This window comes from Halodesulfovibrio spirochaetisodalis, assembly GCF_001672295.1.
Taxonomy (GTDB): domain Bacteria; phylum Desulfobacterota; class Desulfovibrionia; order Desulfovibrionales; family Desulfovibrionaceae; genus Halodesulfovibrio; species Halodesulfovibrio spirochaetisodalis.
Window position 1 is genome coordinate 220,615 of sequence record NZ_JXMS01000002.1, and the last position, 6,000, is coordinate 226,614.

A 6,000-nucleotide genomic window follows, 5' to 3' on the forward strand; every position below is an offset into this window, starting at 1 on the left:
ACTAACAGTCTCCACCCACGAGTTTTTCTTCTTTTTTAGGCTTGGTGGAGCGTGATTGAACTACTTTCGAGTTTGGATCGACATCATGTGTTATCCAGACGTTACCACCGATCATAGTGTCATGTCCGATGGTGATGCGTCCGAGAACAGTTGCACCAGCGTAAACCGTAACATTATCTTCAAGAATCGGGTGGCGCAGGTTGCCTTTGATGAGGCAGCCTTCCGCATCTTTAGGGAAGGACAGCGCACCGAGAGTTACACCCTGATAGAGACGACAGCCTTTACCGATGATGCAGGTTTCTCCGATTACTACGCCTGTGCCGTGGTCGATGAAGAATTCTTCACCAATCTGTGCACCGGGGTGAATGTCGATTCCGGTGTTTGAGTGTGCCATTTCACTGATGATGCGAGGAATGATCGGCACATCAAGCTTGTAGAGCTCATGTGCGATGCGGTGATGGATCATCGCAGTGATGGACGGGTAGCAGAAAATTGTTTCACCGGGTGTTTTTGCAGCAGGGTCACCCTCGAAAGCCGCGCGAACATCAGACGCAAGGAGTCTGCGCAGTGTCGGAAGTGCTTGTACAAATTTCATTGCTGTAGAGCGTGAGTGTTCCTCGCAGCTTTTGCATTCGTCAGCGAATTCTGCGCAGATGAAGCATCCCCCTCTTCTGATTTGCTCTGCAAGAATTCTGTAAATTGAGTCGAGATTTGCGGAAAGGTGGTAGCGCATGGACTCAAGACGTACTGTTTTATCCCCGAAATAGCCGGGAAACAGTGCAGCTTTGAGGCGTTCTACCAGCTCAAGCAAAGCTTCGGTTGATGGCATGGGTGCATCGTGTTTGGAACGATGGTAAACCGCAGCGTAGGATTCAGGAGCGCAGAGCTCTTCAACGACGTTGTCGAGTTCTGAGATGTTGTGCTGCTCCAGTTCGGCGTGATTACGTTGCATGTGGACTCCCTTGCGAATTGCTTAGTCTGCTTCTGTAAAAAGCGGGGTTGATAGGTAACGCTCAGCTGTGTCGCAAACAATAAACACGATGCGTTTCCCTTTGTTTTCCGGTCTGGTTGCAATCTGCATTGCTGCATGTGCGATTGCTCCAGAGGAAATACCGCACATAATGCCTTCTTCTTTCATGAGTCGACGCGCCATTGTGAGGGCATCTTCGTTGCTCACGCGTACGATCTCATCATAGATTTCTGTGTTAAGAACTTCAGGCACAAATCCGGCACCGATACCCTGAATTGCGTGCGGCCCAGGTGCTCCGCCTGATAGTACAGGAGAGGCTTCCGGTTCTACAGCGATGCACTGGATGTTCTTGTTGTGCTGTTTGAGAACTTCTCCCACACCGGTGATGGTGCCGCCTGTGCCGACGCCGGCAATGAAAATATCTATATTACCGTCTGTGTCAGTTAGAATTTCTTGTGCAGTTGTTTTGCGATGGATTTCTGGATTGGCTTTGTTAGCAAACTGTTGCAGGTGAATTGCATTTGGATTTTCCGCAGCAATACGGTTTGCTTCTTCCACAGCACCTGTCATGCCTTTTGCGGCAGGAGTGAGGATAAGCTCTGCCCCGAAGCCTTTAAGCAACGCACGACGCTCCTGACTCATAGATTCAGGCATTGTGAGTATGAGTGGAAAGCCTCGGACTGCGCAGGTAAAGGCAATGCCGATACCAGTATTTCCGCTTGTTGCTTCAACAAAAACAGTGTCTTTGGTAGTCATACCGGAGTCGATAGCAGCCTGCACCATATTGTACCCGATACGATCTTTTACTGATGAGCACGGATTCATGGATTCGAGTTTTGCTACAACTTCTGCCTGTGCATCTTTGGCAATACGGTTGATACGTACAAGTGGAGTCTTGCCGACAAGATCAATCATGGAGTTTGCAATGTTCATGTGGGTACCTCGTTGGATGAAAAAAAAGGGTCGGACTAACCACGTGTGTTGTCCGACCCTTAAGTATGTATCTTAGGGTCTGCTTATGAACAGGTACAAGGACGCTTAGGAGCTTCTGCCCCTTCTTCGTCTTTATACGGAGAAATCTCGCGCAGACGTTTGATGATTTCTGGAAGCTCTTTGAGCACTATTTTGATCTCTTTATCGTCATTGAAACGGGAGAGTGAGAAACGGATAGAGCCGTGTGCATATGTAAACGGCACGCCCATAGCGCGGAGTACATGGGAAGGTTCCAGACTGCCGGATGTGCAGGCAGAGCCGGAGCTGGCGGCAATTTCAAATCCATCCATCATAAGCAGGATAGCTTCACCTTCAACATGTTTGAACGAAATGTTGGTGGTGTTAGGAAGTCTGCTTTCGGTATCACCGTTAATGATGGACTCAGGAATTGCTTTGAGAAGCCCTTTTTCAAGTGTGTCGCGCATGTGCTTAACACCGGTGTTCTCAATTTCCATGCTGAGCTGGGCAAGTTCCGCTGCTTTACCGAGACCCACAATGGATGCAGTGTTCTCAGTGCCCGCACGACGCCCGTGTTCCTGATGCCCGCCACGCATATGCGGACGGAAGGTAGCACCTTTGCGGACGTACAGAGCACCAATGCCTTTAGGGCCGTGAATCTTGTGGCCGGAAAGGGAGAGGTAGTCAACAGGCAGCGTTTCAAGGTTGATCGGGATTTTACCCACAGCCTGAACTGCATCTGTATGGAGCATTACGCCACGCTCTTTTACGATCTTGGCGATTTCATGCATCGGGAAGATAACGCCTGTTTCGCTGTTCGCATACATGATGGTCACAAGGGCGGTATCCGGACGCAGAGCTGCACGGAGTTCTTCAAGGTCAAGCAGACCTTTTTCGTCGACTCCGAGGTATGTGATATCGTAGCCGCGCTGTTCAAGATGGCGGCATACATTAAGAATAGCTGGGTGCTCAACACGTGTGGTGATGAGGTGTTTTTTACCCGGCTGTGCTTCAAGTGCAGAGTAAATAGCTGTGTTGTCGCTTTCTGTACCGCCAGCGGTAAAGATGATTTCATCAGGCTGTGCGTTTAATAAAGACGCAAGCTGATGGCGAGCTCTAGCAATATGTGAACTGACCTGACCACCAAATTTGTGCATACTGGAAGGGTTGCCGTAGTAATCAGTAAGGAACGGCATCATTTCCTTAAGCACTAGGGGGTCGATCTTTGTGGTCGCGTTGTTGTCGAAATAAATTGTTGTCACTGCGATACCTCCACAACGGTGAGTTCTGGTTCAACCTGTTCTTGCAATGCCTTTTCCACAACATTCTTCAGGGTAAGCTGGCTGGACGGGCAGCTGGTGCACATGCCACGGAGCGCAACTTTTACGGTGTGCCCTTCAATGTCGATAAGCTCGACATCGCCGCCATCCTGTTTCAGGCGCGGACGGACTTCTTCGTTAAGAACTTTCATGACAAGCTGCATGCGTTCGATGTTTGAGAGAGTCGGACGTGCAGCAGGTTCCGGCACTTCGCATGCAGCAACCTTGCCTGTTGCTTCATCGATGAGGCGCTGGATGTCATCAACACATTTACCGCAGCCGCCGCCGGCTTTGGTGTAGTGTGTAACTTCTTCCACGGTAGTCAGGCCGTTTTCTTCAACAGCACGCAGGATCTGTTCGTCGGTAACACCAAAACAATGGCAAATAATGGTGCCTTCGTGATCGTGGAGTTCAATCGGTTCACCGCGGTAGGTTTTTATCGCAACTTCTAAAGCTTCCTGCCCCATGACAGAGCAGTGCATTTTTTCTTCAGGAAGACCGCCGAGGTAGTCAGCGATTTCTTTGTTAGTAATTTTTTCTGCTTCTTCAAGGGTTTTTCCTTTGAGCAGCTCGGTAAGAGCAGAGGAAGAAGCAATAGCGCTGGCGCATCCGAAGGTCTGGAATTTTGCGTCAACGATACGGTCATTTTCATCTATATCAAGGAAGAGCTTAAGAGCGTCACCGCATGCAAGGCTACCAACCTCGCCAATTGCGCTTGCGTTTTTAATCTCACCCACATTTCTAGGATTCAGGAAGTGCTCGCGCACTTTGTCAGTATATTCCCACATTACATGTATCCTCCGGATTCAGTTCAAAAGTATTGTGAGCGCATCTTGCAGTATAGTAATGCGAATGGACTTAGGGAAGGGGCAAACGCATTTTTTTTTAAGATGGCACGTAAAATCTTGTGAATGCTACCGGCGCTCAACTGCAATATCGGTCTTACTCAGCATATACGAGCAGGTGCGAAAAGCAGACTATATTTTTGCCTGCAACGGATTAAATAACACTGTTTCCGCTTAGGATTCGGATAAACCGCCTGAAAACATTCATATCAATCTGAGTAGCCATTTCTTCTTTCATTATACGGAGTGTTCGGAAGGCATCTGTCCCTTCTGAATAAGGACGTGTAGAACGAATAGCGTCGTAAATGTCTGCTATTGTGACCGCTCGTACCGGAAGGGGGATGTCTTCGTCCTTCAGCCCGCATGGATAGCCTGAACCATCAAGTTTTTCGTGATGGAACAGGATGCAGTTGAGGGCATCTTGAGAAAGAGGCAGACTGGCACAGATTCCGGCACCATGCACGGGGTGAGTATTGATATACTGGCGTTCCACCGTACTCAGTTTTCCGGGTTTGGTAAGAATTGCTTCTGGTATTTTTTTCTTACCAATATCGTGCAGAATGGCACCCAGCCCGAATTGAACGAGATCTCGTTCTTCGAATCCGTAGGTCTGCAAAATGAGTTGTGAGTATACGAAAACGTGGAGTGAGTGCGAATACGTCTGATAATCATGCGCAATAATAGAGCCCATGGTTTGCAGAGAATTCTCCAGAGTAAGGAAGCTGACCCCTTTGGTTACAAACTCGAAGACTCGGTCGAATGTACCTCTGTCGAGACTGGGAGGAAGCTCACCTGTGAAAATTTCTTCAACAATTTCAAGAGACGTTTCGTAAAAAATTTGTGCACGTGCCGGTCGCGGGATGCTTTCGTCAAGAAGCGTTTCGCCGAGATGTGTTACTAAGTGCTCAAAAAACTCAGGACGTTGATCTCGTCTGATGTACACACTTTTACGTCCATTATTGAGCAGGATAGTTTCGTGGTGTTCTGTAAAGCTGTCACCAGCTTTGGCATACAGTGCAAATGTGTCGTCACACCGAATGTAAATGTCAAAATTACCACGGTTCGAACGCAAAGCCAGAGAAGGCAAGACGGGAAAAAAGTCGTGCGACAGTTCCTCTAAAAGAGGTGCTTGGGGAACAGCTTGTGTCATTACCTGATATAGCCCGTGTAGTTACAGCACTGATGGTACAGACATGAGTTGCCCAGCTTTGCCCGGGGAAGGAGAAAGATGTTCATGCGACTTGAACAAGGGGAATTTGATCGTATCGCTTATGTTTGTACTGTCGTAAGTGTGCTTAAGTTAGAACGCTCTCACATGCGTGTTGCTTACCGTCTGACTGTTATACGCTGCCGGGGAGACGCTGTAATAACGGGTGGTATAGCATCAGGTTTGTGAGCATCATTTGCCTGTTCCTTTGCTGTGTAGCAAAGGGGGGCTTCAATTATTCATACTTTTTATCTATGCGCGTCAGCACATAGCTACGCTACAAGGTTGTAAAATTTAGCATGCATTTTTAAGACGTATTTGTTGCAAAACAACGTTAAAAAAAGCAGCAAATTTTATGAGCAGCACTTTTTTTGATTAATCTTTATTGGAGGTTAAATTACAAAAAAAGCAATTGCATGTTGCGCTAACTTTGATGGTTTGTCACGAGGAAAGTGTTGTAATGCGTAAAAAATGTTTCAAAATTGAAATAGATTAGCATGGTCTTAAAGAATAAAAAAACAAGTATTAGTGTAAAGTAACTGTTTTCTATTTTTTATTGATTGTAAATACTAACAAGAGTGTAGTTTAAAAATATCGAAAAGGTTGTTTATGTGTTGTTTACGCGTAAACAACTTTATATTTAGCAGTGGTGACAATATTTACATTGTCTATTTTGTGAAAGATAAAGAAAAAGATGCTGAGGATGGC

The 6,000-nt window shown here is 47.0% G+C and carries 5 protein-coding genes; all 5 read right to left on the reverse strand.

From position 1 onward, the window contains the following. Position 1: 1 nt before the first annotated feature. The 5 genes from epsC to SP90_RS02270 all read right to left on the reverse strand — a co-directional run bounded on the left by epsC (position 2) and on the right by SP90_RS02270 (position 5,235). A complete protein-coding gene (epsC, locus tag SP90_RS02250) occupies positions 2 to 952 on the reverse strand; it encodes a serine O-acetyltransferase EpsC (protein WP_066852115.1) in 951 nt (316 codons plus the stop codon). Positions 953 to 973: 21 nt separating this feature from the next. Next, a complete protein-coding gene (gene cysK / locus SP90_RS02255; protein WP_066852117.1) occupies positions 974 to 1,903 on the reverse strand; it encodes a cysteine synthase A in 930 nt (309 codons plus the stop codon). An 83-nt stretch (positions 1,904 to 1,986) separates the two neighbouring features. Next, a complete protein-coding gene (gene nifS / locus SP90_RS02260; protein ID WP_066852119.1) occupies positions 1,987 to 3,183 on the reverse strand; it encodes a cysteine desulfurase NifS in 1,197 nt (398 codons plus the stop codon). Beyond that, the gene (gene nifU, locus SP90_RS02265; protein WP_066852121.1) at positions 3,180 to 4,028 is read right to left on the reverse strand and encodes a Fe-S cluster assembly protein NifU; all 849 of its coding nucleotides are present in this window, start codon (positions 4,026 to 4,028) and stop codon (positions 3,180 to 3,182) included. The genes nifS and nifU overlap by 4 nt, the downstream gene beginning before the upstream one ends. Positions 4,029 to 4,239: 211 nt before the next feature. Beyond that, complete coding sequence (locus SP90_RS02270) at positions 4,240 to 5,235, reverse strand: HD-GYP domain-containing protein (RefSeq protein ID WP_066852124.1); 996 nt, start codon at positions 5,233 to 5,235, stop codon at positions 4,240 to 4,242. Positions 5,236 to 6,000: the final 765 nt, after the last annotated feature.

What these genes read in the sequence shown, in the direction of transcription:
- epsC (WP_066852115.1), bottom strand. Translation starts at nt 952, where the DNA reads ATGCAACGTAATCACGCCGAACTGGAGCAGCACAACATCTCAGAACTC.
- cysK (WP_066852117.1), bottom strand. Translation starts at nt 1,903, where the DNA reads ATGAACATTGCAAACTCCATGATTGATCTTGTCGGCAAGACTCCACTT.
- nifU (WP_066852121.1), bottom strand. Translation starts at nt 4,028, where the DNA reads ATGTGGGAATATACTGACAAAGTGCGCGAGCACTTCCTGAATCCTAGA.
- SP90_RS02270 (WP_066852124.1), bottom strand. Translation starts at nt 5,235, where the DNA reads ATGACACAAGCTGTTCCCCAAGCACCTCTTTTAGAGGAACTGTCGCAC.